We start from the raw sequence: 26,808 nt of genomic DNA, 5'->3' as shown, positions 1-26,808 counted from the left end.
ATCAGTGCGCTCCCTTGTTCAGGATGCGGCAATCTTCATGGTTCCACTTGAGGCCAACTTTGCTGCCCTCAATTGGCGGCGGGTTGCCAAGGTTTGGCAAGGCGACTGACAGCATACCGGCAGGGGTCAGAACGCCGAGCAGCCACTGTGCGCCCATGAAATAGCGCGTGGTGACTTCACCGCTGACATGGCCTTCATCGGCATCCACCAGATGCACTTTTTCCGGACGGATAAATACCGACACTTCGCCAGAAGCAGAGGCATCCTTGGCTGGGAAACGGATCTGCGTATCGGCCAGCGTAATATGCTCGCCATCGGCATGCGCTTTGAGGAAGTTCGACTTGCCGACGAAGTTGGAAATGAAGTGGTTATGCGGATGCTCATAGAGCTTGTAGGGCGCATCAACCTGCGTGATCAGACCCTTTTCCATAACCACGATGCGGTCGCTGATCGACAGCGCTTCCGCCTGATCATGCGTGACCATAATGGTGGTGATCCCCACCGTGCGCTGAATGCGGCGCAGTTCAAACTGCATTTCTTCGCGCAGCTGCGCATCGAGATTGGACAGCGGTTCATCAAGCAACAGCACCGGCGGATTGATAACCAGCGCACGCGCAATCGCCACACGCTGACGCTGACCGCCTGACATTTCACGCGGGTAACGATCAGCCAGTGCGCTCAAACGTACCAATTCAAGCACATCGCGAACGCGCTTTTCACGCTCGGCCTTTGGCACTTTGCGCATTTCAAGCCCGAAGCTCACATTCTGCGCAACCGTCATGTGCGGAAACAGCGCATAGCTCTGAAACACCACGCCCAGTTCGCGCTTGGCTGGCGCAAGACGGGTGATGTCGCGGCCATCAAGGGTGATTGCGCCCGATGACGGCGGCACAAGACCCGCGATCATCTGCAATGTCGTGGTCTTGCCACAGCCCGAAGGTCCGAGAAGCGAGATGAACTCTCCCTTTTCAATCTCCAGATTGAAGTTATTCACGGCTGCGAACTTGCCGTAATAACGGGAAATATTGGAAAGGGTCAAAAAGCTCATTGCGTCTCCCTCTCGGCAAGACTTCCGCCATAGGCTGGGGGAACGGAAGCGCCGTGATGTTGTCTCACGTCGCCTCTTCGATAGGGCTTGGCTGGCGGGAGCGGCTCGACCGCGCTTTTTCAGCGCTGATCAGACTTGGATCGTTTGAACGCATGATTATCCGGCCAAAGATGCGACCGTAGCGTTCCCCTTACTTCAAGTTAAAACCGCCGATCCGCTTGCGGCATCCTTTTTGGACACCTTGCCGGACCTTCCCATTGGCGACGGATTTTAAATGGCAGAAAATTTTGAACGATTACAAATTATAATTTTCAATTTCGGAAGAAATTATATATTTCTTTCAAAATACAAAATTTGGAAGCAATTTTATGGATGATATATCAGAAAATATGAAATCTGGTGCCTCGCTTAACTCAAGTCTGGTGAAGGCAATTCATATTTTGAAAGGTCTGGCCAGTAGTACTGAGGACGGCGTCCGCCTGATTGATCTCGCCCGCGATCTGGAATTAAGCCAGCCTTCGACTCATCGTTTGTTGAAAACACTGATTGCCGAAAATCTTGTCGAGCAGCTTCCCGACAAGAAGGCCTATCGTCTGTCACTCGAGTTTTTCGCGATGGCCGCACAAGCGCGCCAGCGCGATGGAATTTTAAGCATTGCCCGCCCGTCGCTGCTCAGGCTTTCAACCACGTTTAACGACACGGTGTTTCTGCTGGTGCGCAGCAATTTCGATGCCGTCTGTCTTGATCGCGTTGAAGGCCCGTTCCCGATCCGCTCTTATACCGGCGATATTGGCGGTAAGGTACCACTCGGCATTGGTCAGGGCAGTCTCGCAATCCTGTCGTTCCTGCCGGAAGAAGAACGTGAAGCGATCATCCGCTTCAACATGCCCCGCATTCTGGACAAGGCAACGCTTGACGAGGTGGATCTGCGTATCATGATCGCAGAGGTCCGCGAAACGGGTGCCTCCACCTACAACTTCAACATGATTGACGGCATGTCGGGTTTGGGCGTCCCAGTATTAAACCGCAATGGCGAAGCGGTGGCAGCACTGAGCATCGGCACGTTGGCATCGCGACTAACAGAAAAACGTCAGCATACGATCACAGAGCTTTTACAGCGGGAAGCAGCAACTATTTCCGAAAAACTTAACCCTTTTGACCCGACATTACGCCATCCAAGCCAGGCACTTGTGAAATAGCCAGGCATTGTAACAGGAAGCACCTATGGCCCGTAAAATCATTATCGATACCGATCCCGGTCAGGATGATGCAGTCGCGATTCTTTTGGCTTTGGCCAGCCCTGAACTCGATATTCTTGGCATTGTGACCGTTGCAGGAAATGGTCCATTGGAGCGCACTGCCGTCAATGCCCGCACCATTTGCGAAGTGGCGAAAAAGCCCAAAACAAAAGTCTTTGCAGGCTCTATCCGACCTCTGTTGCGTGCGCTGGTCACGGCAGAAGAGGTTCATGGCAAGACAGGGCTGGATGGCTACGATCTGCCCGCACCCACAATGCCGCTCCAAGCACAACATGGCGTTGATTTCATTATTGAAACACTGATGAGAGAAAAGCCGGGCACCGTTACTCTTTGCCCGCTTGGGCCACTTACAAACATTGCTTCTGCCCTCATTCGAGAGCCGAAAATTGCAGAGCGCGTAAAAGAAATCGTGCTGATGGGCGGCGGGTATTTTGAAGGTGGCAACATTACGCCATCTGCCGAATTTAACATCTATGTTGATCCCCATGCGGCATCGGTTGTCTTCAAGTCGGACATCCCGATCACCATGATGCCGCTCGACGTGACGCACAAAGTTCTGACCACCGAGAAACGCATCGCAGCAATTCGCGGCATCGGCACACATGTCGGCGAAGTTGTCTCCGCATGGCTGGAGTTTTTCGAGCGCTATGATGAAGCAAAATACGGCACCGACGGCGGCCCACTGCACGACCCAAACGTGATTGCCTATTTGCTCAAGCCTGAACTTTACGCAGGCCGTCATTGCAATGTCGAAATCGAGATCAGCTCCGAACTGACAATAGGACAAACGGTCGTTGATTGGTGGGGCGTAACGGAACGTCCGAAGAACGCACTTTTCATCAAAGATGTCGATGCAGGTGGCTTCTTCACGCTGCTGACCGAGCGCCTCGCAACGCTTTGAACTGGTCCATGCATTCAAAAATGCACTTAAAATCACGAAATTGACATAAAAAAGCCGCAGGATTCACAATCTTGCGGCCTTTTTGCCTCAGCGTTTTATTGCATTTTTTGCGTTTAGTGCTGATTTCGCAAAAGTTCAGCGACTTCTTCAGCAGTCGGTGCGGCCGATCCGGCACCTACGCGCGTTACCGCAATCGCACCGGAGGCCGACGCAAAGCGCACGCAGTCATGTAGCGACTGACCCTGCGAATAGGCAACCGCAAACCCACCATTAAAACTGTCACCAGCAGCAACCGTATCGACAACTTTCACCTTGAATGGTTCGAAATGCTTAACCTCATCAGCGCTCACGAGCAATGAGCCGCGACCACCAAGCTTGACGATAACAATCTTCGGGCCGCGCTCTAGAAGCTTGCGCGCAGCGGCCTCCGCCGATGCAATATCGGTCGGTTCAATGCCGGTAATCTCAGCGGCTTCGGTTTCATTGGGGGAGATTATTTCGCTCAATGAAATCAGATCAGCCATGCGGCTCGCGTCACCCACCGGGGCAGGGTCGAGCAAAACAGTGCCGCCAGCGGCTTTCACAGCTTTAGCAACTGCGAGATTGACCTCGTGCGGGACTTCGCGCTGCAAAAGAGTGATCTTTGCCTTGGCAATATCCGGTTCGTAGGTCTTCACATCTGAAGCAGTCCAGTTTGCATTGGCGCCAGCGCAAACAACAATCGTGTTCTGCCCTGCCTCTTCAACCTGAATAATCGCAATTCCGGTATCGGCACCATCAACCATCCGAACACTATTGGTATTCAGGCCGAACTGCTGCATTTCTTTGATAGCCAGTTCGCCAAAAGCATCTTTGCCGACGGCACCGACAAAACGAACGTCGCCGCCAAGCTTTGCTGCAGCTACAGCCTGATTGGCGCCCTTGCCGCCAAGGCCGATGCCATAGCCGGACGCATTGATTGTCTGGCCCGGACGCGGCAGTGCGGCCATTCTGGCGCTGACATCCACATTCACGCTGCCAAAAATAAAAATTTTCAACGCAATACTCCCTAATGTCTTTGGCGCGAACCATAACGGTGCTTAGCAAAAACTTCTACGCTGTGCGGAGGACGATTCACAAATAACAATTTCTCCATTCAGCTTATCAAGCCCTGCGTAAAGTCATGTCCAACTCGCTATGATCACGGTCTCAACAAAGCGGCTTTCATAACAACAATTGGTGCGGGGCAATTTTCTACTAATTTTGTCGAATATGAAAAACCTATCCTCGGATGTTGATAATTTGCGTGCTATTCATGAGCAAATTTGAGAACTTTTAGAAGGCTGACCCCATGGCTTCGACGGTGACCTATCTTCGCAATCCGCGCTCCGAAATATCTGAAGATCTGACAGCTCCCGTTGAAGCGGTTGAGCTGAAAACTGCCATGCGCCAATTGGCAGGTGGTGTGAGTGTCGTGACAGCAGGGCGTGGTGAACATAAATCCGGAGCGACGGTTACATCCGCGACCGCACTGTCGATGGATCCGCCGACGATTATCGTCAACATCAATCGTGGCTCTTCCGTGTGGCCGGTTATCAGTCGCCACAATCATTTTTGCGTTAATATTCTGTCGTCAACTCAGCAAGAGATTGCGGATCGCTTTGCCGGCAAGGGCGGTATTAAAGGCGCTGCCCGCTATGATGGTGCAGAGTGGTTTGAATTGGAGAGCGGTGCACTCGCACTTTCAGGCGCGTTGTCATCAATCGACTGCGCAGTCGATGATGTGATTGAACGTCATACACACGCAATTATTATCGGGCGTGCATTGAAGATTGTATCGAACTCGGGTGAGCCGCTTGTCTATCACAATGGTGGCTATCGCTCGCTCGTATTCTAGTTCGCAATAGTTGCAACTTGGCTATGATGCCGTGCTGATGTCGGGTTTGTTAATCCTGTAGAATATGCTGCGCGAATGTTTCGCCAGCATATTCCGTACGCAGCAGACCCACTTCAGACAAACGCGGCATCAACTCGTCAAGCGCAAGATGCATTGACGATGTGGAGCCGCCAGGCGCGGTGATAAATCCATCGATTGCCCTAGCATCCGACCATTTCTGGATTTCTTCTACCGCATCATCGACCGTACCAATCACCTGCCAGTGCGCAGCGCTGATGACTTCCGGGCGGCGCAAAAGATCGTTGATATAGAGCGTTTCTTTTAAAAGAAGCCGCTGCAACAATCCGGCGTGAGTTTTGCTGCGCGTTTTTTCCGGCGGCGGCGGCAAATCCGATGGGCTGATAGGCCGATCTTCGGGCCAGTCAGTCAGATCGAGCCCTGTCATGTCCCGGATATAGGTAATCTTCCGCGTGCGGTCGCCGCGCTTATGCGTATCGTGGAACAACTCCCAAGCCTCTGCGCGTGAAGCGGCAAGATAGAGGCTCAAACCGGGAAGCAGGCGAACATCGTCAGCTTTACGACCATGCGTTTCAGCCAGCGAACGCAAATCATTGCGCAAGCTGATTGCCGCCTCAATATCAGGCGTTGCAGAGAAAATGCCATTTGCGACCGAAGCTGCAAAATTGCGCCCCGCTGGCGATGCTCCAGCCTGAAACAGCGGAATAGGAACCTCTTCAAGCGAAGGAATATTGAGCGGTCCTTTGACTTTGAAGAAATCGCCTTCGTGATCTATCGGCTTGATTTGCGATGGGTCGGCATAATGCCCAGTGGCGCGGTCGCGCTGCAAAGCAGAGCCCGGAAAACTCTGCCACAACTCTTTCACGATTTGCGTAAACTCTGCTGCGCGTGCATAGCGCTCGTCTGAGGTTGGCATCTCATCAAGACCGAAATTTACATTGCCGTCGAGCGCGGTAACGATATTCCAACCCGCCCGGCCTTTGCTCAGATGATGCAGCGACAAAACCTGCCGCGCTACCACATAGGGCGGCATAAAGGTGGTTGAAACAGTGGTCAAAAGGCCGATTTTTGAGGTCTCACGCGCAAGTGCTGCCATCAGCACAGTGGCGTCAAGACTTGCGAAACCCGGCGTTGTTTCCATGATCTGACTGTTGAGAAACAGATTGTCAGGCCGAAATACGAAATCGAGTTTGGCCGCTTCAGCGCGTTGCGCAATATCGACATAAAAATCAGAACCAAACACGCCTTCAATGTCGCTGTTTTCATGTCGCCAGCCATCATTGCTCAGCCAGGTCGGAGCGAGAGACATACCAATATGAAGCTTTTTGCGCGCGGTCATGTTTAATTCCGGTTTCTTTTCAAGACAAAAACCGCGGGCCCGAAAGCCCGCGGTTGATCAAGCATTATGCAGGTAATCAGAAACTGCCTTTGAGGCCAATCCCAAAAGTACGTGGCAGTGTCATGCTTGCCTGTGTTGTTGCTCCGCTCAGGCCGCGTGTTGCCTGTTTGGAGGTGGGGACGCGCTCGTTGAAGATGTTCTTCACAAAGCCGTAGAGCTGAATTTTTTCATTAAACTCATAGCTGACGCGTGCGTCTGCAAGTGTGTAGGAGTCAATCCAGTATCCCGGGGTATTTGCGACATCAGAATAGTAACCATCGATATGACGCACGTCACCCGACAGGTTGAGCTTCTCAGTGACATCCCAGCTCGCGCCAAAGTTCAGCATATAACCCGGTGACTTGGCAAATTCATTGTCGTCGTAAGCTGGATTCCAAGACATTTCCTCGACTTTTGTACGCATAATACCCAAGCCAGCCTTAAGCGTAAGATTATCAAGGACCTGATAGTCTGCACCAAGCTCAAGCCCGTAAGAATGCGCTTTTTCAGCATTGACCGTATATGCTTGTGTTACGCCCGGGGACACAACAACGGGAATGTTGAACTGAGCGTTCTTGAAGTCCATGTAGAAAATGTTGCCGTTTATAACGAGCCTATTGTCCAGCAACTCAGCGCGTGTGAACAGCTCATAATTCCAGAGTGTTTCCTCGTCGAAATTCTTCCATGCACTCAAACTCGGATTGGCGGTGTTCAAATAGAGCGAGACACCACCGGGATTATAACCACGACTGACAAGACCGCCGACGGTCAGATCAGGAGTGATCGCATAAGCCAATGATACTTTTGGAAGGAAAGCCGAGAAAGACTCGTCGAAATTGACCGGTGTATTTGCATAGACAGACGTACCGTCACGCTGAATGCTATCATGCTGGAATCGCGCGCCACTGGTCAAAGTCCACTGATCATTGATGCGCCAGCTCAATTCACCAAACAGGCCAACATTTGTCTTCTTATCGTCAAATGTTGAGATGTAGTTGTTTGGGGGGCTTTTTGCGTTGTTTATCAGATCGAGAAATTCATCGGTCTTCGTATGAGCATAGTAAAGACCGACCACACCGCTCAAGACATCTTCCTGATTGCCGAAGGTCAGGCGTGTTTCGTTCGAAATATTTGTCTGATCAATATTGGCATCACCATTATGCGCCATACCAACGCGGCGCTCGACTGACGAATCCGAATATTGCGTCTGATTATGAAGCTTGAAGCCATTTTCAAACTCATAGCTCAGATCGAGAATGCCCGTATTGGTGTTTTGCTTCCAGCTTGGCAGCGTTGCACCGCTATAGTCCAGATCATAGTAGAGTGGCGTCGCAGCTTCATAGGTCGGGCGATTGCTCTTATTGAACGAGTAAGTCAGCTTCGCTTCAAAGCCGGGAAGCTCGGCAGGCTGCCAGAGAAGCTTGGAGCGAATGTTGAGTGATTTGAAATCCTGATCTGTGCCTGACGAGTAAAAGCCGGGATTTACATAATCGATAAAGGTATCGCGACCTGAATAGTCAACAGCGATGCGGCCAGCGAGCTCATCCTTGTAAAGCGGGCTGTTCAGCATGATCGAGGTGCGCTTGGCATTGTAATTGCCAACTTCGACCTGATAAGCACCTTCACGTTCGAATGTAGGGTCTTTGGTGTTGACGACAATTGCACCGGCAATCGCATTTGCACCCTGCGACGTGGTTTGCGGGCCGCGGAAAACTTCGATGTTGTCGAGATCCCAAACTGAAGTGGTGCCGAAAATGAACTCGTTATAGTTCAGATAATGACCATCGAGATTGATTGTTGCGCGAGGAACTGTGCCGGAGAAGAAAGCCGTTGCACCATTGTTTGGGCCTTGCGCGTCTTGTCCACGAATAACAGGGGCGCTGACAGTGTCGGTGTAAACGACATTCGGCGTACCGCGCACAACTTCGGAAACCGAAGTGTCGCCTGTCTTTTGGCGACTGATTTCCTTGCCGGTTATGACCGTTACTGAAGACGCCGTGTTTTTGATGTCGCGGGCGACCTTTTCGCCGGTGATGACCAGAGTGTCGAGAACCAATCCTTTGGATTCGGTTGTCTTCTGGGCATCCTGTGCGAAAGCAGTCGTTGCAGAAATTGCGACCAGTGTCAGTGCACTGACACTATGGAGAAAGCCGCGGGTAAAATGGATATTCATAGGTCGCCCCAAAACATGAGTATGCAGTTCATGTTCTGTTATCTGCGTTATTGCAATTCCGCAATAAGGAATGCATACCGCAATACAGTATGAATGCAAGCTGATTTACGTTGTTGCACTTTGGCAACGCTTCGGATTATCACTGCCAATAGGCAGAGGGTTTTGTGTGTCGTGATCGTATGCGCATTGTGTCGCGTATGATTTTCAACGCGGTTCGCGCTACACATGGCCCCAGCGGAATAGAGAATGACGGATGGGCATACGCCTGTCTGGCGGGAGGCTAGGCATTTGAAAGAGCAAGACGGCGTTTCAATCGATGAAGCGGAGAGTGCTGGCGATAAGCGTTCCGGCACCATTCAATCGGTATCCATTGCCGCTAAATTTCTGAAGATTCTGGCCAATGCTGAAAATGAGCTTCCGCTTGGCGAGGTGGCCAAGCGTGCAGGCACAGGTGGATCGACCGCGCATCGTTATATGCAGAGCCTCGTCAAGGAAGGGCTTGCAAAACAAGATCCGGTCAGTGGCTTTTATGATCTCGGGCCAACCGCTCTCAGCATCGGCATTGGCGCATTGAAGCGAGTCGACGCGGTCGAAATCGCAGCGCAGCATATGAAAGCTCTGTCGCAGCGCCACGCCATGAGTGGCGGCGTTGCGATCTGGACAGATCGCGGCCCGACTCTGGTGCGCTGGTATCGCAGCGCTTATTTCTCGGTCAATCCTCTGGCGCTCGGCGACACGCTGCCGGTGGACAACACGGCTTGCGGATTAGTCTTTCAGTCTTATCTGCCAAAGAGCAGCATTGATGCAGTGCGCAAGGTGCAGCCCGCGAATTTTCGTGGCACGCCGCCGTCGAAAGCCGTTCTTGAAAAGGTGCGTGGAGATCGATGGTATGAGATGACCAGTCACCTTTTATCAAACGTGACAGGTCAGGCGTCCCCCGTGCTGGATGCACAGGGGGAAATCGTCTGTGTGATGACAACGGTCGCTGATCTTGGCCAGTTGCGCACCGACGAAGAGCGCCGGGCGCTTTTTCATGAAGCCTGTATGGTCAATGAATCGACCGGCGGATTGCTTGTCGATACCAAGCTGGAGATGCCTGAAAGTTAGGCTACTTCGTCAATGGAGGCGCTGCTTTTCGGCACAATAAGTGGTGTGCCGGAAACAGGGTCGGCGATGATGACCGATGCCAGTCCGAAGACCTCTTCGACCAGTTCTTCCGTCACGATATCAGCGGGCTTCCCTTGGGCGATCAATGCGCCGTCGCGCATAGCAATCAAATGCGATGCATAGCGACATGCATGATTGAGCTCATGCAGGACAGCAACAACGGTGCGCCCCTGTTTGTTAAGCTGGGCCAGAAGATCAAGCAATTCAATCTGATGCGCAATATCGAGATAGGTCGTTGGCTCATCAAGCAACAGGATTGGCGTGTCTTGCGCAAGCACCAAGGCAATCCAGACACGCTGCCGTTGACCGCCGGACAACTCGTCCACCGGACGGTTGGCAAGTTCGGTTATTTTGGTCGATGCCATGGCAAGCGCTACAGCTGCTTCATCGGCTTCCGACCATTGGCGCAAAAATGACTGATGCGGATAACGTCCGCGTGCAACCAGATCAGCAACAGTGATCCCTTCCGGCGCAATCGAGCTTTGTGGCAATAGCCCAAGTCGACGCGCCGTTTCCTTTGCTGGCAGGCTTGCAATGTCGCCGCCATCCAGCACGATCTTGCCGGTTGACGGCTTTAGCAGACGCGACAGTGCCCGCAACAGCGTTGATTTTCCGCAGGCATTTGGACCAACAATCACCGTAAAAGATGCGTCTGGAATAGACACAGACAGATCCCGCGCGACAGTGCGCTCATCATATTTCAGCGTTACGGTATCGGCGCGAAGGCGATGCGTCATGTAGGAAGTCCTAAAGGCAACAGGTAGAAAATCGGTGGCTCGTCATGATCGCCCCGTATTGCATTGTAGAATGCGTTCTGCAATATGGAGCGCAACATTCATATTTTAGCAAAGTGTCCTCACTTAGCCAGAACCGCAGAATAACGATCTCAGATAAGGATCGGTCGTGAAACCCTCGAAAATCATCGCCTCAGTTCTCGTTGTGCTTGCAGCTCTGATGCTGCCGTTGAAAGTTGCCCTTGCTCAGGATGACAGTTGGCCCCGAACCATAAAGCACTATTCGGGCGAACTGACATTAAAGTCAAAGCCTTTACGCATTGTCTCAACCGCGCCAAGCCTGACCGGCATTCTGCTGGCGATCAATGCGCCTCTGATTGCAAGCACTGCGACCACACCGAGCATTCTGAGCGATGATAAGGGCTTTTTCTCGCAATGGGCTAAAGTCGCCGATGAAAGAGGTGTTGAGGTTCTCTATTCCAATCTCGATTTCGATATTGAAGCGATTATTGCATTTGAACCTGATCTGGTGATTGCATCGGCAACTGGTGCCGACAGCGTTTTGCAGCATTATCCTGAGTTAAAAGCACAGGGTATTCCGACGATGGTTGTCAATTATTCCAACCAAAGCTGGCAGGACATTGCAGCTGAAATCGGCAGAGCGACAGGTCTTGAACAGGAAGCCGTCGCAGCGTCTGCGCGTTTTAACGATTACGCCGCCAAAGTAGCCTCAGAAATGGTTGCTCCCAGCAAACCCATTACGATCGTGGGCTATAATATCGGCAACAGCTATTCGATCGGTAAGACTGACAGTGCGCAGGGGCAGCTTCTTCAGGCTCTTGGCTTTAAGGTTGAGGGACTTCCGGCGTCACTCGCCGGACAGGTGACCCGCAGCTCGGACTTTGATTTTATCTCGCATGAGAATCTTTCAGCCGCCATTACAGGCAAAAGTGTATTCCTGTTGCGTGGCCTTGATGCCGATGTGAGCGCATTTTTGAAAGACCCGGTGCTTGCAAATCTTGATGCTGTGAAAAGCAAGCAGGTCTACCCACTTGGCGCAACCTCTTTCCGGATCGACTACTATTCTGGTATTCAGTTGATCGATATTGTGGCTGCCAATTTCCGTAAATGATCGCCGAAAACGCCGCTCCCGCCAACACCTATAGGGTAACAGCAACATATCTGCGTAAACGTCGGATGTGGGGGCTGGGTGTGGGGTTGCTGGTGTTGTTTATCGCAATTATTTTGAGCTTTACGCTCGGTTCCCGCACGATCCCGCTCAGCGATAGTTTGCAGGCTTTATGGAAGCCTGATCTGCATAATGATCAACATCTGATCGTCCGCGAATTGCGCATTCCGCGCACGGTAGTTGCGATTCTTGCAGGTCTTGCGCTGGGCGTCGCAGGCGCAATCATGCAGGCGGTAACACGTAATCCACTTGCGGAGCCGGGACTGCTCGGCATCAATTCGGGTGCAGCCGTGGCTGTGATCTTGGGGATCGTGGCATTTAATCTGATAAGCATGGCGCAATATGTCTGGTTCGCTTTTGCTGGTGCGGGTCTCGCAGGTGTGGCCGTGTTCATTCTGGGACAAGCCAATGGCACGGGCACCAATCCCGTGCGTCTGGTGTTGGCAGGTGCGGGTCTCTCAGTTGTACTGGCATCGATAACCGGCATTGTCATCATCAATGCGCCAACGGACGTGCTGGACCAATTCCGAAACTGGTCGGCCGGATCGGTCGAAGGCCGAGGCTATGATGTTATTCAGGTGCTGGCTGTCTCCGTTGCAATTGGCTTGCTGATTGCTTTTTCGCTTGCGGGTAAATTGAATGCCATTGCGCTTGGCAAAGAACTGGGTGCTGCACTTGGTGTCAATGTTTATGCCACATGGTTCCTGTCATGCCTTTCGGTCATGCTTCTTGCAGGATCAGCAACGGCGGGTGCCGGACCAATTGGCTTTGTTGGTCTCGTTGCACCCCATCTTGCAAGAACAATTGTCGGGCCTAACTATCGCTGGATATTGCCTTATTCGGCATTGTTTGCAGCTATTTTGTTGCTCGGCGCGGACATTGTAGGGCGAGTGGTTGCTGCGCCCGCAGAAGTCGCTGCTGGGATCATAGCGATGCTGATTGGCGGGCCATTTTTCATCATCATCGTGCGCCAGTTTCGATTGTCAAAACTATGAGCAGTCAACACAAATCCGTTTTCAGACTGGGAAATATCTCTATCCAATGGCGAGCACGCACGCTGGTCATTTGCGTTAGTCTGATATGTGTTTTGGTTGTGCTTGGTATATTGCATATTGGCACCGGCACGATGTCATTCTCGCCCGGCGAAATCTTCAACAGCCTGTTTGGAGATGTAACGAATCCGACCGCAGAGCGCATTATTATGCGTGTACGCTTGCCCCGTCTTGTAACGGCGATTTTCGTGGGGGCATCACTTGGCATGGCCGGATCGATTTTTCAGTCGATCTCGCGCAATGCGCTCGGCTCGCCCGACATTATCGGCTTTACAACGGGCGCCGCGACCGGGGCCATCGTTCAGATCATTCTTTTTAACGCTGGCCCCTTTGAAACAGCGCTTGCGGCAGTGCTTTCGGGCTTGGGAACGGCCATGATTGTGTTCTTGCTTGCTTTGAAAGGCAGGACGACCGGCGGCTACAGGCTCATTCTGATCGGGCTTGGTGTTGGCGCCGTTCTTTCAGGTGTAAATACTGTATTGCTGGTCGCCGGAGATCTTGATCAGGCCGCTTCCGCTCAGCTCTGGCTCGCAGGATCGCTAAATACCAGAACATGGTCACATGCGATCCCGGCAGCAATTGGCTTTTTCCTTGTTGTTCCAATTGTCAGCTATTTTGCAAAACGCATCAGTCTGCTTGAAATGGGCGATGATGCGGCACGTCAATTGGGTATTTCTGTTGAGGCCACACGTCTTGCGATGGTGCTTGTTGCTGTCGCACTCACCTCGGTCGCCACTGCCGCCACAGGGCCGATCGCTTTTATTGCACTGGCGGCCCCGCAGCTCGTGCGTCGGCTGACACACGCGCCGGGCGTCCCGTTGATTGCAAGTGCGTTGTTGGGAGCAGTTTTGCTTGTTGGAGCCGATTTATTTGCGCAGCATTTTCCATTGAACATCAAGATGCCGATTGGGCTAACCACAGGGCTACTCGGCGGACTTTATCTCTTATGGATTTTGACAAAAAGAGCTAAGTAATCCCATCAGTATTCTGGGATTGGCAACGTGCGCATTGCTGAATGCTTCAGTTTCCTGCTTGGCGCTTAATCTATATCTGGCTGAGCATGCAAAGCTCATGCTGGCCTATCCCTATTGGCGATGATCGCCGTGTGCTGGTCGAATGCTTTGCAAACGATTTACTACACGTGTGATTTGTCCTCATAGGGATATTGGCCAGCAAAAATTACTTAAGATTCCAGATATTTCACGGTTACGCCGCGCTGGCGAAAATAAGCTTGCATGAGCTTTCTGCCTGAACGGTTGTTTTGAACGAGTTTGGCTGGATCGAAGATGGCTTCTTTCAAACCCGCACGAGCCAATGCCGCTTTGAGGGTCGCAATATGCAAGTCGATGTCCAAATTATCTGCCTGGAGCGATTCATAAATAAGGTTTGTTGCTTCTTCTACGGTTATTTCACTCACACTGTCACTCCTGGTGTTATTTCAGTGCTGCTTACTACAGTTTTAATTTTATCACTACCGCATTAGAGCGCGCGCCGGAATCTGTGAAATGGTTTTCGCACTAGGCTGCGCTTCTGGCGTTCGAGCTGCCAATTTTTGTTAAGAAGCCAGCTCGCTTAGTCCGAGTTCGAACCAATCAGGCGCGAAAATGACGCGTTAAACAGAGCATAGTTGCAAATATACCGGAAATTCATTTGGCTCCTGTTCATGCGAGTTATTTTTAAAACTTAAGCATATCGATAATTTTATGTGATTATAGCCAATTTCAGGGATTACTTATTCTTATTTAGTAATATCATATTTTGGGGGCCTCTTTTCAGGGGTGCATTTGATTTGTCGAGTTTTATGGGGCGGGCATGTTTTCTTTTAAGAGTGGATTGAAATTTCTGCTGCTATCAACGGCGCTTATGACGCCGAATTTTGCTTTTGCGCAGACTGTGCCGCAAGCCTCCGAAAATCTTGCTGATGCCGAATATTATGCCAATTGGGGGCTTGATATGATCAACGCCCTGCCAGCCTATAAGAAGGGCTTCACAGGCAAGGGTGTGGTCGTGGCGGTTGTCGATTCCGGGTTTGATGTGAATCATCCCGAATTTGCCGGACGTGTTTCACCGTTTTTGTACAACTTTGGCAGCAATCCGGTGGTCGATGATGTTTTTCCTCTGCGGGGTTCTGATGGCTCGCTGAACGGGCATGGCGTTCATGTCGCAGGGACTATCGGTGCCGGGCGAAATGGATTTGGCATGCAAGGCGTGGCTTATGATGCAACAATCATGCCACTAAGTGCCATTGAGGTCGGCGGTAGAAACCCAGATATTCTTCCACAAAACGAAGCTATTCTTTATGCTGCTGATCATGGTGCTCAGGTTTTGAACGGCAGTTATGGTCCACCTGTCTACCCGCTACCAGAAATTGATCAGCAACCAAATCCAAATTATTGGGTTCTTGACTACCAACCCGTTTATAGCGATCCAGCGTCTTTGGAGGAAACTTATGAAGCACTGAAATATGCGGCGGAAAAAGACGTTGTGCTGGTCTTTGCCGCGGGTAATAGTCGCCAGAAGCAGCCGGGCGATGCTACGTCCATGCCAAGTGGGAATGGTATGCTTCCACTCATCACGCCGGATTTCATTCGTAGCGGAAAAATCAGGTTTATCGATACCGATAACCCTGACCTGAATATAAATGATCCATCCACTTATACTTTTCTCGACCCCGCTGATCCCGACTTCGACGACATGGATTTCTCTGATCTGAAAGGCTCGCTTATTGCTGTTGTCTCCGTTGGGCCAGACGGGAAAATGGCCCCCTACAGCAATGAATGTGGTGAGGCAGCAGAATGGTGTCTGGCCGCTCCTGGTGGAATAGCTGAAGATGACCCGGACGGTATTTTTTCTACCTGGCCAGCTGGTGATCCGACGAATGGCAATCTAGAGTATAAATACACATCGGGCACCTCGATGGCATCGCCGCATGTTGCGGGGGCTGCAGCCGTGGTGCGATCAGCATTTCCTTATCTGAACGCGCGTCAGACGATTGAAACAATCCTCACAACAGCGACCAAAGAAGGTTTTGAAGACGAAGCGAAGTTCGGGCAAGGGCTTTTGAATCTCGGTGCTGCCGTCGATGGCCCCATGGCATTTCGCTATACCGGCGTTTTCGATGTCGATACGCAAGGCTATTCTTCGATCTGGTCAAACTCGATCTCGGGCATTGGCGATTTGACCAAGCGTGGCGAAGGTATTCTCGTTCTTGATGGCAACAATAGCTATCAGGGTGGAACCAGCATCGTTGGTGGCGTTCTTGAGGTGAATGGCAGCATCACTTCACCCACAGATGTGTCTGAAGAAGGCACGATTGCCGGACTTGGTGCTGTGGGCGAGTTGACCTTGTTTGATGGTGGTAACGTTGCGCCGGGCAGTGCGTTCAACCCCGAAAATGCGATTGGCACGCTCACTGTCAACGGAACATTCACGCAGCAAGCGGGATCAACCTATCTGGCGGATCTCATTTCAGGAAATGGGCCAGATGCTGGCGTTGACCAGATTGTTGTCGATGGAGCCGCTGATCTTCAGGATGGCAGTTCGCTCGAACTGGTGCACAAAGGATTTTCTTCTGGCGCACAGGCCTCATCGCGTTCTGTTTTGCTCAGTGCAACGGGCGGCGTGAACGGCACTTATGGCGAGATCGCTGGTTCCTATGTTCAGGATGCGCGCTTTATCAATTTTGCGCTCGATTATGATGCCAACAATGTCTTTCTCGATACAAGCCGCTCAGATGTTGCATTTGCGGATATCGCAAATAGCCAAAACCAGTTTTCGACGGCTGTAGCGCTGGAAAGTCAGGGGAGCGGTGGCACCCTCTATGATCATATTCTGTTTTTGACACAGCAAGATGCTCGTCAGGCTTATGATCAACTCTCTGGCGAAGCCTATGCGTCGGTCCAGTCGATCTTCATCAACAACAGTGCTTATACGCGTTCGGCAGTTTACAATAATCTGTCGCAGGCTTTCGCGTCGGCATCTGCGGAAGGTAACCAGCTTCCAGAAAATGGGCGTTTGCCAACCATTTGGGGGCACGGCTTTGGCGGTTGGACGAACCTGTCTGGTGATGGCAATGCAGCACGCTCGAAATCCAGCATTGGTGGTTTCGTCTCCGGCATAGATGCGCAGGTTTTTGACAACTGGCGTCTCGGTGTGCTGGCCAGCTACAGCCAGACAAATTTCCGTCTCAATGAGCGTATGTCGTCCGGTACCAGTGATGATTACACAATCGGCACTTATGCAGGTACGGAAATACCTGTGGCACAGGGCGTTGTCGCATTCCGCTCGGGCCTGTCCTATACATGGCACAACATTGAGATGAAGCGCGCAATTGCATTTGCTGGTTTCGATGACCGTCTGTCATCAAGCTATGATGCTGGCAGTTTCCAGGTGTTTGGGGAATTGGGTTATAAGCTTCCATTCACCGAAAAGGCGAGCTTCGAGCCATACGCAAATCTCGCTTATGTTCGACTGAAAACAGATGCTTTTTCAGAAACCAGCAGTCAGGGAGCAGGGCTGAACGTCGACGAAAACTCGATGAACACCACGCTTTCGACGCTCGGTTTCCGTGCGACAGCGACTTTGAATGAGAAGGTCATTCCCGTCAAAGCACGCGCAGATCTTGGATGGCGCCATGCCTTTGGTGATGACAGATCAAACTCATTTGCAAGCTTTGCCGGATCTGATGGCTTTGTCATTGGAGGAACCAGCATTGGGAAAGACACTGCGTTGGTTTCGGGTGGCTTCGATTTTGAACTGAGCAAATCTGCTTTGTTGAATGTCTCCTATCAGGGACAGTTCGGCTCCGGCCTCACGCAAAATGGCGTCAATGCTAATCTAAGAATGAAGTTCTAAGCCTAGCCCTTTCCTTTAAAATTTGCGCTGTGTTGCATCGTAACGCGTATTCTTAAGGAGCCGATGATTTGATCATGTCGGCTCCTTTTTATGTGTTTCATGCTCAAAAAAGATGATGTTAAAGAGTTGTGGCTGGCCGATGGGTAGTTTAGCGTCCGATCCGGGAATGTATGCTTTGTTAAATCTGTCATCAGGCATATGGGGAAGGTTATGGTCGAGGCTGAACAGCATTATCAGAGAATAAGCAACGCCGTTCAGGCTGGAGATGCTGTACGCTCATTTTCGGTTGCATCCTGGCAACGCTGTCTCAATGTTCATAATCTTGACCCATCCAATTCCCGGCGCATGCATGTGTTAAGCCAGATGGAGCTTAACGATGCTCTTGAGCAAAGCGAGATATTGTTGCACGTTTCATCTGCCGCACTAGACGATTTTTTCAACGCTGTAGAGGAGATTGGCTGCTGCGTTCTGCTTTCGGATGCAAATGGTATTCCGCTTTCGCGGCGTGGTTCGCAGGCTGATTTGAAAGACTTGACGCAATGGGGACTATCCCCCGGAGTAAACTGGAGCGAGCCATTTCAGGGAACAAATGGCATTGGAACTGCTCTGGTCGAAGGGCGTTGCCTCACCGTGCGTCGAGACCAGCATTTCTATGTCGACAAGGTCAATATCAGTTGCATAGCCGCACCGATTTTTGATGCCGAGGCTGGAATAAACGGCGTTTTGAACGTCACATTATACAAAGATGAGCAATTTCGCTGGCAGACGCAAATCGTTCAAACTTTGTTGCTGAACACGGTACGTCAAATCGAGGAGCGATTGTTCCGCCATGCATATGCATCAGCGCGTTTTGTTTCTCTTCCTGAGGTGCCGGGAACTGGTCTTCGTCTCCTTGCTCTCGACCCCTATGACATGGTTATCGGCGCCACGCGCGCTGCGCGTCATTATCTGGGTATTGTGCCGAAGATGCTCAAAGAGGGACTGGTTGCAGGAGATCTGTTAAATGATCGTGCGTCAGACGATTTCGCGCAGGCGGAATTGGGCGTCATTCAGCGTGGCCTGCGTCGCAATAAAGGCAATGTTTCAGCAACGGCAGACTCGTTGGGTGTAAGCCGTGCGACAATGAAACGGAAAATCACGCAATATGCAGTCAAAAAGAACACGTAATGGCTCAAGCTTGAGCCACTTAAGGACGTAATAGCCTGTTGGCCAGATGACATGCCTGTTTGAATTCGACATCTTTTCTCTATCGCTGCCTTTGTTGAAGCGCAGCTCAAACTGGAGGAAAGAAATTGACATCACAGACCTCGAAGCGTCCCGTTGCAGGCTCTTTTTCAGACAAGGCTGCTTCCTATTTAAATTATATTGATGGAAAGTTCGTCGACGACGGATCAAGTTATATAGACGTGCTTAATCCCGCGACAAATGATGTGCTTGGACGGGTGCCAGATAGCGATGCTGCAATCGTTGATCAGGCAGTGGAAGCTGCGCGTAAGGCACAACCAGCGTGGGAAGCTTTGCCAGCTATCCAGCGCGCAAATTATCTGCGCAAGATTTCCGCCAAGGTGCGGGAGCACCGTGTCGAACTTGCTGATGTGATTGTGAAGGAACAAGGCAAAGTACGCGGGCTCGCGCAAGTCGAAGTCGATTTTACCGCTGACTATATTGATTATATGGCAGAGTGGGCGCGACGTCTTGAGGGTGAGATTCTTACCAGCGATCGTCCAAACGAAACGATGCTTTTGTTCCGCAAGCCGCTGGGCGTTGTTGCTGGCATTTTGCCGTGGAATTTCCCGTTTTTTCTTATTGCGAGAAAACTTGCTCCGGCTTTGGTCACAGGCAATACAATTGTCATTAAGCCAAGTGAGGAGACGCCGCTCAACGCATTTATCTTCGCACAACTTGTTGCAGAGACGGATCTTCCAGCCGGTGTGTTTAACCTTGTTGGCGGGCGCGGAGCAGTTACGGGTAATGCGCTGATCAACAATCCATCCGTTGATCTGATCACCTTCACCGGAAGTGTTCAGACAGGTAGCCATATCATGCAGGCAGCCGGTAAGAACCTGACCAGAGTCAATCTTGAATTAGGGGGCAAGGCTCCGGCAATTGTTTTGAAAGACGCTGATCTTGATCTAGCCGCTAAAGCAATTTTTGACTCACGCGTGATCAATACTGGTCAGGTCTGTAACTGTGCCGAGCGCGTTTATGTTGAGCGCGCTGTGCATGATGTCTTTGTTGGAAAACTCAAAGCCTTGTTCGAGAATACGAGATATGGCGATCCATCAAAGAGTGATGATCTTGATATGGGGCCGCTTATCAACAAGCAGGCTCTGGAGAAGGTTTCGGCGGCGGTAGAAAAAGCCAAGAAGCAGGGCGCAGAAGTGCTCACTGGCGGTAAAGTTGCGGACGACCGGCCGGGCTTCCATTACCAGCCAACACTGATTGTCGGAGCCAATTCTGATATGGACATTATGCGGACAGAAACATTTGGCCCAGTTCTGCCAATACAGATTGTCGATAGTCTCGATGAAGCCATCCAATGCGCCAATGATTCAGAATATGGCCTCACCTCGTCTATCTATACCAACAATATCAACGCTGCCTTGAAAGCCAGCCGTGAACTGAAGTTTGGTGAGACATATATTAATCGCGAAAACTTTGAGGCAATGCAGGGTTTTCATGCGGGACGTCGCAAGTCTGGTATTGGTGGTGCTGACGGAAAGCACGGTCTTTACGAATTTACGGAAACGCATGTCGTTTATATTCAGGGACACTAAAGCCCACTCCGAAAGTGTGAAACGTTTTTCGGAGAAGATGTGCGTTAAACAAATATTTAGCGCTCCAATCTGATTGTATCAGATCTGTGCTTTGGTTCTTTGTTTAAGACCGTACTTTACCGGAGACTGCATTGTTTCTTTGAGGATGGGTCTTCGGTCTGCAATCTATACGTGGCGGCGCGGGTCGCCACGTTTTCTCTTATCAGTGGCAAGATGCGCATGGACTAAGTGGGCTAGAATTTGATTTTGACGAGGCCTTTAATAGAGTTTTCAACGAAGCCTTTGCCAAACTGACCATTGTAACTCACACTCAGGCTTACAGCCTCATTGAGGGAAAGCATCAATGCATTGTTGATGGCGAATACATCGCGAGTGATTGGTAGTCCGCTTATCTCAAAGCTGTTGCTGTTGTTGAATGAAAACAAGGAACGCGCATTTTGATTGCCAAAGCTGTGGCGCCATTCTGGCGTTACATAGAGTTCAAGCTGCATTGCATTTTCGAGCTGCCATTCGCTCTGCAAACGAATGCCAAGCGATGAGATAGTGTTGCGCATCGATGATTGCTCGCCGTTAAGATTGACCGCGAAGGTGCTATTATACGCATCCTCATTGAAACTATCGCGGTTCGTCTGAATATATGCCAACCCACCAAATGGCTCGACGGTAATCGCATCCCATTTAAACTTGTAACCGACTTCACTGAATACCTGAAAACTATGTGCGCGATATTCACTCTCAAGCGCTTGTAGCGTACCAAAAATTGGAAATGAGCGTTTCATGGAAATGTTATGCCAGCTGTAAGCGCTTCCTAAACTCAGCCTCCAATCTTCATAGTTCCAACTGCCATAAGCACCAATGTGATAGCTGTTTGAATGCGCAGATGATCCCAAAGCGTCGACGTTGAAGTCAGTGTTGCTGATACCAGCCATAATGCCAGCACGGATATCTTCAACAATGGTTGTATCTGCACCTACGAAAAGGGCGGTGCTGTTTTGTTTCAGGCTACTATATTCGGGATAGGATTTTGTCGTGCTGTCCGTATTGATCGCACGTGACCAGACAACGGGACCGTCGTTTGCAAAGGCATCGCGCAGCCGGTCATTGATAGTATCTCGCGTGTGTGATGAACTTTGTTGCAGAGCACTGAGAAGAGACTGATGCGCTTCGCCTGTAAGCTGTGACAGTAGCGACTTTACAGCCTTTTGATTGGTTTGCAGCAATAATATTCTCTCAAAATTGCCAGATAGTCCGCCATAATCAAGGACCCGACCAACTGCTTGCTCATTGGGTGTCTCGCCTGCGCTGGAGATCATGACATTGTTGCGCGCAAGCGTTAGGTAAACATTCTGCAGGTCATAGGATAGTGTTGGAGCTACATATATGAAAGGTGATGCACCATTCCAATTCACAAGACTATCATATGTTGTTCCATTCAAGCCGCCTTGGGCCGATAGTATTGTATAGCGGTGGTTTACGGTGAAACCACTCTCTTGACTTTGCGTTAGTAGAGACACACGCCCGCCAAGTGTTGCTGTTCCCGCAATAGTGATGATGTCGTTGTTGCCGTAAGCATCAATTTCAACTTCATAGACAGAGCTGTCAGAAGCAACGAAGTTACCGCCGACCGTTATGGTTCCTACAGTTGTTCCCGGCGCTATTGTTCCGTCATTTGTGAGGTTTCCGGCAACTGCCCAACTGCCACGCATGGAGGATGTAGCATCGACAATCATAGTGCCCGCGACAGCAATTGCGCTGGTTGGTGAGCCGCCCGCTACATTGGAGTTCTGACTTAATAGTATATTGCCTTCGACACTCGCTCCGGTCTGATGAAAATTGATATCGGAGCTTATCGCGTGGAAATCGCCATGCAGTCTGGATCCTTCACCAAAACTGATACGACTGCTGCCGCCGGTCGATTTGAAATGGCGGACACCCTGTACGCTGCCATTCCATGTGACATTGGCACCGAGGGTCACATCCGTATAACCGCTTGTCTTTGCGTCATTGTCTACAATGTCGCCTATAACGGTCGATTGGTCGGCGATAACTAAATTAACCGCACCCGTCTTGGCTGCTGACACATCGCGCTCGACGTGAAGCAAAACACCGTTGTCGCTCTTTAGATTCGATGTGCCGTCAATGTGCAGATTGATTTGTGCATTATTTTCGGTGAACCGCGCTACTATTGTGCTTAGTTTGCTTTCAACGTCTGTGTTCACCAGTGTTACATTGGAGCTGTCCGCGACGGCGATGCCATGCGCATTTGTCGAAATAGCACCGTTGGCGATTGTGAATGCGCCTTTGTTTACCGATGCCCCATCGGCAAATGCGCCATATGTTTTAATCGTCGTGTTATCCAGATTAACAACGCTACCGGTCTCAACAACGATGCCATGGGCATGTCCACCTTGTGTGGCAATGTCTCCCTGTCCAGTAATGGTGGCGCCAGCCTTTGCATAAAGTCCGAGTGCATCATTGCCTTCAGTTTTAACGCTCAGATTGTCTATTCGTAATTTTGCTCCGTCAATGACAGCAGCATGCGAAGCGTCACCAAAGGTCTGAATGGAGCCTGAAATATCAAGTTCAGCCGCGTTTTGGGCAAAGGCGCCGTAAGCATCGTCTCCTTTTGTAATGATGCTACCATTCTGCTTAACGCTGTCCGTCATTCCCGGTACTGCGATCACTCCAGCTGCAACGCCATGGGCGTTGTTGCCATTTGTGCTCACGCTGCTTTTGCTATCGATCGTGCCGCCACGGTTTGCAAACAGGCCAATTGCATTGTCGCCAAATGTTTCAATTGTGGTGTCGATAAGGGTGATCGACGCCTGAACATCAGCGAAAGCACCGAAAGCATTGTCTCCCGTCGTTTTGACAACACTGGACGTTGCGGTCAGGTGCCCCGGCGTGTAATCGACGCCGGGCATTATGGAATCTGTGTTTGCTAGAAGGCCAATAGCATTCAGACCATGGGTTTCAATGCTAGAGTTGTGGATCGTAATTGTGCTGTCTTTTTCTGCATGCGCACCGAAACTACTGACACCTTCTGTTATGATATTCGCTGTCCCGCTTATCGTGCCAGTCGCATAGGCGTGCAGGCCGTAAGAACCATTGCCAGTGGTGTGAACAGAGGTGCCGGATAAGAGAGTTACCTTTGCCGGTCCTGCCGTTGAATTGGTGTCGCCTGCCTGGATCGCATGGGCTCGCTCTCCGGTGGTGATGATTGTTCCATAGCCAATAACCTGCCCCCCACGAACAGTATCGATGCCGCGCCCGCGAAAGCCGGATGTGGAAATGTTCGTGCCCTGCCAGTAAATGATGCTGCCGGGCTCGGCTGCAAAAAGGCCTGTTGCGCTGCTGCCGGATGTTGACACATTTCCGAGACCCGAATGGATAATGCCGCCGTCGGTCGCATAAAGACCGTAACCACTCGTATTGGATTGCGTCGTGACGACATCTGGCTGGATGTCCACTGTCTCCCCATACCCGGCTTTAATTTGCCCGGTTTGAGCGTAAGTAGTTTCAAGTGATGTTGCAAAGTATATTATGAATGTATAAGATGTGTATATTATAATATTATTAATATTCATCTTTAATATCCAAATAAATAAAATTATAATTACAATAAATATTTCACGTTATTTCAAAATTATCAATTTTATTTTGTTTGTATTCTTTTTCTGTAGACAGGAATTTTGCAGATGGTTGCAGGAAGTGTTTGGCTTGAAAAGCTGTTAGAATATTCCGGCTCTCGGCAAATTATTCAGCCAATGCGTGTCGGGGCGCCTTTTTTAGGCGACCAGATGAAAAGAAAACGAGATGATGTTCGGGAAAAATACGTAAAACATATAATAAGAGCGCCGATCTGTTCACGTCAGATCAGCGCTCTAAAACTATGAGTTTTGCGATGATAATAGCCGGGGTATCAGCTTGCCCTGAGTTTTACGGGCACGGATTTATAAGCGGGTATCCAGCTTTGTTTATCGACATCTTCCAGACCGATCAGACAGTTTGCTTCTGGATAGTAAGCTGCGACAGAGCCACGCGAAATCGCATGAGCCACCAGTGTTTGTGAGGACAAAACCCTTTGGCCCGCAATGACGTCTACAACGTCACCATTTGCGAAGCCAAGATCGAGCATGTCGTCTTCGTTTACAAAAATGACATCGCGCCGACCAGTTATACCGCGATAACGATCATTCATGCCGTAGACGGTTGTATTATACTGGTCATGGCTGCGAATTGTCATGAGTGTTAGTTCGGAATCGTCGCGGCCATCATCTTCATCCGTAGTTGCCTCGACAAGAAAGTGGGCTTTTCCGTCTGGAGTGCCCCACTGACGCTCCGATGCACCGACAGGCAGGCGAAAGCCTCCGGGAATGCGAATACGGGCATTAAAGTTATGAAAGTCGGGGAATACTTCTTCGATTTTATCCCGAATACGATCGTAATCGGCAATCAGATCGTCCCACTGAACTTTAGTGTTCGGAATGGTGGCCTTTGCAAGTCCGGCAATAATAGCTGGCTCAGATTTAAGCAGATCGGACGCAGGCTTTAACTTACCCGAAGATGCATGAACCATCGCCATTGAATCTTCAACAGTGATCGACTGGCGCCCTGTCGCCTGAATGTCGCGCTCTGTACGTCCAAGACAAGGCAGAACAATGCTTTCGCGTGCCGTGAGAAGGCAAGTCCGGTTCAACTTTGTGCAAATTTGAACACTCAGGTCTAATTGTTTGAATGCAGGAAAACTTGCCTGCGGATCACTCATTGCAACTGCGAGATTGCCACCCAATCCTATGAAGGCTTTGGACTGGTGATCGCGCATAGCAGCGACAGCTTTCACTGCATTATGCCCGTGCGCGCGTGGTGCATTGATACCAAATGCTTTATCCAGGCGATCCAGAAATGCCTCTGTCGGTATTTCAGTGATGCCAACAGTACGATCACCCTGAACATTTGAGTGTCCGCGTAGCGGGCAAATGCCAGCTCCCTCGCGCCCGATATTCCCGCGCAGCATGAGCAAGTTTGTTAACTGCTGCACTGCTTCGGTACCGTGGCGATGTTGTGTTATACCCATGCCATAGCAAATTATAACGTTCTTTGATGACCAGTAGACCATCGCCATTTGTTCAATGGCTTCGCGTTTCAAGCCGGAGCGAGCGGTAATTTTTTGCCAGCTGGTAGCTTCAATATCAGCTTTGAGTTCTTCAAAGCCGACCGTGTGCTCTGCTATAAATTCAAGATCGAGCAGGCCCTGTTCACCGCGCTGAACCTGTGCATGATCTTCCTCAAACAGAGCTTTCATCACGCCTTTGATTGCCGCGACATCGCCGCCAACTTTGACCTGATAATAGGAGGATGCGAGTGGTGTCGATCCAACCGTCAGCATCTGAGTGGGCGATTGTGGATTTTCAAATCGCTCAAGACCGCGCTCGCGCATTGGATTGAGCACTATAATAGGCTTGCCGCGCAAAGACACAGATCGCAAGGTCCCGAGCATGCGCGGATGATTGGTTCCCGGATTATGGCCTATGCAGAACACGGCATCGGCATGATCAAAGTCTTCAAGTGTGACCGTGCCTTTGCCAACCCCTATCGATTTTGGCAGCCCAACACTGGTGGCCTCATGGCACATATTGGAGCAATCGGGAAAATTGTTGGTGCCAAATTCGCGTGCAAAAAGCTGAAACAGGAATGCGGCTTCGTTGGAAGCGCGGCCAGACGTGTAAAACTCGGCCTTATTGGCATCTCCGAGGGCCTGCAAAGCAGTTCCAGCTCTCTCAAAAGCTTCTTCCCACGATATAGGAACAAAGTGATCGGTCTTTGCATCATAGCGCAATGGCGTGGTGAGGCGTCCCTGCGCTTCCAGCTTGTGATCGCTCCATTCCCATAATTCAGAGACGGTGTGTTGTGCAAAAAACTCTGGGTCAACTCTCTTCGGTGTTGCTTCCCATGTTACAGCTTTCGCGCCGTTCTCGCAAAATTCAAAAGACGAAGTGTGTTTTGGATCGGGCCATGCGCAGCCGGGGCAATCAAATCCGTCTGGCTGGTTCATTTGTAGCAAAGCACGTGTGTTTGTGCTTGTACCCATTTGATCACGAACCGCCTCCGCTACAGCTTTAAGTGCGCCCCAACCGCCGGCTGGCCCGTGATAATCCTTCACACCCTTTGTCTCGTCAGTCATAATTTTGCCCCTAATAGCTCAAATGGTAATGTTGATAATTTTATTCAACTTATGTATTTGGATATTGGACAAATCTGCTTTTTAATGAGATTTATCTGTTTTTGATCTACTCACATTCACTGTATTGGGGTGAACTATATATTATAATTTCATGAATGATATTAGAATAATGTATAAATCGCCTAGTATGGCGAACCC

At 50.5% G+C, this 26,808-nt stretch carries 19 protein-coding genes; 11 read left to right on the top strand and 8 right to left on the bottom strand.

Going from position 1 to position 26,808, the window contains the following annotated elements:
- Position 1 precedes the first annotated feature (1 nt).
- Positions 2 to 1,048, bottom strand: coding sequence for an ABC transporter ATP-binding protein (locus tag J2782_RS13950; protein ID WP_250042557.1), 1,047 nt, complete (start codon positions 1,046 to 1,048; stop codon positions 2 to 4).
- A gap of 56 nt (positions 1,049 to 1,104) precedes the next feature.
- Between J2782_RS13950 and J2782_RS13945 the strand changes: the two genes are divergently transcribed.
- The 3 genes from J2782_RS13945 (at position 1,105) to J2782_RS13935 (ending at position 3,208) form a co-directional block, all read left to right on the top strand.
- The gene (locus J2782_RS13945; protein WP_260525725.1) at positions 1,105 to 1,230 is read left to right on the top strand and encodes a hypothetical protein; all 126 of its coding nucleotides are present in this window, start codon (positions 1,105 to 1,107) and stop codon (positions 1,228 to 1,230) included.
- A gap of 186 nt (positions 1,231 to 1,416) precedes the next feature.
- Positions 1,417 to 2,247, top strand: a complete 831-nt coding sequence (locus J2782_RS13940; RefSeq protein WP_250042559.1) for an IclR family transcriptional regulator — start codon at positions 1,417 to 1,419, stop codon at positions 2,245 to 2,247.
- 25 nt (positions 2,248 to 2,272) lie between these two features.
- Positions 2,273 to 3,208, top strand: a complete 936-nt coding sequence (locus J2782_RS13935) for a nucleoside hydrolase (protein ID WP_310013553.1) — start codon at positions 2,273 to 2,275, stop codon at positions 3,206 to 3,208.
- A 113-nt stretch (positions 3,209 to 3,321) separates the two neighbouring features.
- Here J2782_RS13935 and rbsK read toward each other — a convergent pair whose 3' ends face one another.
- Positions 3,322 to 4,197, bottom strand: coding sequence for a ribokinase (gene rbsK, locus J2782_RS13930; protein WP_310013886.1), 876 nt, complete (start codon positions 4,195 to 4,197; stop codon positions 3,322 to 3,324).
- A gap of 341 nt (positions 4,198 to 4,538) precedes the next feature.
- Here rbsK and J2782_RS13925 point away from each other — a divergent pair, with 341 nt between their 5' ends.
- Positions 4,539 to 5,084 (top strand): flavin reductase family protein, encoded by a 546-nt coding sequence (locus J2782_RS13925; protein ID WP_310013551.1) that lies wholly within the window; start codon positions 4,539 to 4,541, stop codon positions 5,082 to 5,084.
- 49 nt (positions 5,085 to 5,133) lie between these two features.
- Here J2782_RS13925 and J2782_RS13920 read toward each other — a convergent pair whose 3' ends face one another.
- Positions 5,134 to 6,441, bottom strand: a complete 1,308-nt coding sequence (locus tag J2782_RS13920) for an NtaA/DmoA family FMN-dependent monooxygenase (RefSeq protein WP_310013548.1) — start codon at positions 6,439 to 6,441, stop codon at positions 5,134 to 5,136.
- 76 nt (positions 6,442 to 6,517) lie between these two features.
- Positions 6,518 to 8,653, bottom strand: coding sequence for a TonB-dependent receptor (locus J2782_RS13915; protein ID WP_310013546.1), 2,136 nt, complete (start codon positions 8,651 to 8,653; stop codon positions 6,518 to 6,520).
- A gap of 246 nt (positions 8,654 to 8,899) precedes the next feature.
- On the opposite strand from J2782_RS13915, the gene J2782_RS13910 reads away from it, so the two are divergent.
- Positions 8,900 to 9,760, top strand: coding sequence for an IclR family transcriptional regulator (locus J2782_RS13910; RefSeq protein WP_310013545.1), 861 nt, complete (start codon positions 8,900 to 8,902; stop codon positions 9,758 to 9,760).
- Here J2782_RS13910 and J2782_RS13905 read toward each other — a convergent pair.
- The gene (locus tag J2782_RS13905; protein ID WP_310013544.1) at positions 9,757 to 10,557 is read right to left on the bottom strand and encodes an ABC transporter ATP-binding protein; all 801 of its coding nucleotides are present in this window, start codon (positions 10,555 to 10,557) and stop codon (positions 9,757 to 9,759) included. The two genes, J2782_RS13910 and J2782_RS13905, sit on opposite strands and share 4 nt — an antisense overlap.
- Positions 10,558 to 10,723: 166 nt before the next feature.
- Between J2782_RS13905 and fepB the strand changes: the two genes are divergently transcribed.
- The 3 genes from fepB to J2782_RS13890 all read left to right on the top strand — a co-directional run bounded on the left by fepB (position 10,724) and on the right by J2782_RS13890 (position 13,769).
- The gene (gene fepB / locus J2782_RS13900; RefSeq protein WP_310013542.1) at positions 10,724 to 11,686 is read left to right on the top strand and encodes a Fe2+-enterobactin ABC transporter substrate-binding protein; all 963 of its coding nucleotides are present in this window, start codon (positions 10,724 to 10,726) and stop codon (positions 11,684 to 11,686) included.
- Positions 11,687 to 11,751: 65 nt separating this feature from the next.
- Positions 11,752 to 12,738 carry a FecCD family ABC transporter permease gene (locus J2782_RS13895; protein WP_404989648.1) on the top strand — a complete coding sequence of 329 codons (987 nt, stop codon included), beginning with the start codon at positions 11,752 to 11,754 and terminating at the stop codon, positions 12,736 to 12,738.
- On the top strand, positions 12,735 to 13,769 hold the full coding sequence (locus J2782_RS13890; RefSeq protein WP_404989641.1) for a FecCD family ABC transporter permease: 1,035 nt from the start codon (positions 12,735 to 12,737) through the stop codon (positions 13,767 to 13,769). Before J2782_RS13895 ends, J2782_RS13890 begins: the two co-directional genes overlap by 4 nt.
- A gap of 209 nt (positions 13,770 to 13,978) precedes the next feature.
- On the opposite strand, the gene J2782_RS13885 is transcribed toward J2782_RS13890, so the two are convergent.
- Positions 13,979 to 14,212, bottom strand: a complete 234-nt coding sequence (locus J2782_RS13885) for a hypothetical protein (protein ID WP_310013537.1) — start codon at positions 14,210 to 14,212, stop codon at positions 13,979 to 13,981.
- 395 nt (positions 14,213 to 14,607) lie between these two features.
- Here J2782_RS13885 and J2782_RS13880 point away from each other — a divergent pair, with 395 nt between their 5' ends.
- From J2782_RS13880 to aldA, 3 genes are all read left to right on the top strand, one after another.
- Positions 14,608 to 17,649, top strand: a complete 3,042-nt coding sequence (locus tag J2782_RS13880; protein ID WP_310013535.1) for an autotransporter domain-containing protein — start codon at positions 14,608 to 14,610, stop codon at positions 17,647 to 17,649.
- 210 nt (positions 17,650 to 17,859) lie between these two features.
- A complete protein-coding gene (locus J2782_RS13875) occupies positions 17,860 to 18,816 on the top strand; it encodes a GAF domain-containing protein (RefSeq protein ID WP_310013533.1) in 957 nt (318 codons plus the stop codon).
- A gap of 125 nt (positions 18,817 to 18,941) precedes the next feature.
- Positions 18,942 to 20,426, top strand: coding sequence for an aldehyde dehydrogenase (gene aldA / locus J2782_RS13870; RefSeq protein WP_310013531.1), 1,485 nt, complete (start codon positions 18,942 to 18,944; stop codon positions 20,424 to 20,426).
- Between the two features lie 233 nt (positions 20,427 to 20,659).
- On the opposite strand, the gene J2782_RS13865 is transcribed toward aldA, so the two are convergent.
- Both J2782_RS13865 and J2782_RS13860 read right to left on the bottom strand, forming a co-directional pair.
- Entirely contained in the window at positions 20,660 to 23,896 is a 3,237-nt protein-coding gene (locus J2782_RS13865; protein WP_310013529.1) for an autotransporter outer membrane beta-barrel domain-containing protein, read from the bottom strand.
- A gap of 452 nt (positions 23,897 to 24,348) precedes the next feature.
- Positions 24,349 to 26,610 carry an FdhF/YdeP family oxidoreductase gene (locus J2782_RS13860; RefSeq protein ID WP_310013528.1) on the bottom strand — a complete coding sequence of 754 codons (2,262 nt, stop codon included), beginning with the start codon at positions 26,608 to 26,610 and terminating at the stop codon, positions 24,349 to 24,351.
- Positions 26,611 to 26,808: the final 198 nt, after the last annotated feature.

The organism is Brucella pseudogrignonensis, from assembly GCF_031454375.1.
Taxonomy (GTDB): domain Bacteria; phylum Pseudomonadota; class Alphaproteobacteria; order Rhizobiales; family Rhizobiaceae; genus Brucella; species Brucella pseudogrignonensis_A.
Note: the sequence above shows the minus strand (reverse complement) of the source record. Positions and strands in the feature narration are given on the sequence as shown.

Excerpts from the sequence above, each read along its gene's own strand:
- J2782_RS13905 (WP_310013544.1), bottom strand. The coding sequence starts at position 10,557 with ATGACGCATCGCCTTCGCGCCGATACCGTAACGCTGAAATATGATGAG.
- J2782_RS13920 (WP_310013548.1), bottom strand. The coding sequence starts at position 6,441 with ATGACCGCGCGCAAAAAGCTTCATATTGGTATGTCTCTCGCTCCGACC.
- J2782_RS13940 (WP_250042559.1), top strand. The coding sequence starts at position 1,417 with ATGGATGATATATCAGAAAATATGAAATCTGGTGCCTCGCTTAACTCA.
- J2782_RS13950 (WP_250042557.1), bottom strand. The coding sequence starts at position 1,048 with ATGAGCTTTTTGACCCTTTCCAATATTTCCCGTTATTACGGCAAGTTC.
- J2782_RS13925 (WP_310013551.1), top strand. The coding sequence starts at position 4,539 with ATGGCTTCGACGGTGACCTATCTTCGCAATCCGCGCTCCGAAATATCT.
- J2782_RS13910 (WP_310013545.1), top strand. The coding sequence starts at position 8,900 with ATGACGGATGGGCATACGCCTGTCTGGCGGGAGGCTAGGCATTTGAAA.
- J2782_RS13915 (WP_310013546.1), bottom strand. The coding sequence starts at position 8,653 with ATGAATATCCATTTTACCCGCGGCTTTCTCCATAGTGTCAGTGCACTG.
- J2782_RS13860 (WP_310013528.1), bottom strand. The coding sequence starts at position 26,610 with ATGACTGACGAGACAAAGGGTGTGAAGGATTATCACGGGCCAGCCGGC.
- J2782_RS13875 (WP_310013533.1), top strand. The coding sequence starts at position 17,860 with ATGGTCGAGGCTGAACAGCATTATCAGAGAATAAGCAACGCCGTTCAG.
- J2782_RS13935 (WP_310013553.1), top strand. The coding sequence starts at position 2,273 with ATGGCCCGTAAAATCATTATCGATACCGATCCCGGTCAGGATGATGCA.
- J2782_RS13880 (WP_310013535.1), top strand. The coding sequence starts at position 14,608 with ATGTTTTCTTTTAAGAGTGGATTGAAATTTCTGCTGCTATCAACGGCG.
- J2782_RS13895 (WP_404989648.1), top strand. The coding sequence starts at position 11,752 with ATGTGGGGGCTGGGTGTGGGGTTGCTGGTGTTGTTTATCGCAATTATT.
- J2782_RS13890 (WP_404989641.1), top strand. The coding sequence starts at position 12,735 with ATGAGCAGTCAACACAAATCCGTTTTCAGACTGGGAAATATCTCTATC.
- J2782_RS13945 (WP_260525725.1), top strand. The coding sequence starts at position 1,105 with ATGTTGTCTCACGTCGCCTCTTCGATAGGGCTTGGCTGGCGGGAGCGG.
- rbsK (WP_310013886.1), bottom strand. The coding sequence starts at position 4,197 with ATGGCCGCACTGCCGCGTCCGGGCCAGACAATCAATGCGTCCGGCTAT.